1 protein-coding gene is annotated in these 316 nt (G+C 59.7%); it reads left to right on the plus strand.

Features of this window, described 5'->3' with window-relative positions; all coding sequences use genetic code 11:
* The first annotated feature begins 5 nt into the window (after nt 1–5).
* Nucleotides 6–287, plus strand: a complete 282-nt coding sequence (locus AC1DIO_RS35650) for a hypothetical protein (RefSeq protein WP_476854994.1) — start codon at nt 6–8, stop codon at nt 285–287.
* The last annotated feature ends 29 nt before the right edge of the window (nt 288–316 follow it).

The following is a 316-nucleotide window of genomic DNA, read 5'->3' on the forward strand; positions in this document are numbered from 1 at the left end:
AAAGCATCCGCCATCGCTGCGGCGGCGGCCTGACATTGGCCCCGGTTAACAAGGTCMACCATGTCCATACCATTGCCCGCGTCGCCGAAATGCTCGGTGAGGACGAGGACTGGCTGTGGGACGTGGCCAATGAAATGGACCAGGAGGACAGCGTGGTCTGGGTCTATGGGCCAGGCGATGACAGCGTCATGGCGTTCACAGACTTCGGCATCGAGACGCTCAAAGGCCTCGCCGAAATCTACAAAGCCAATCCTCACCTGCTCACAAGATCGGACGACCCGAAATAGCCGTACTGCGGCCTACGCCGCATGGTTAC

The sequence above is a fragment of the Allobosea sp. 05T439 genome, from assembly GCF_056396005.1.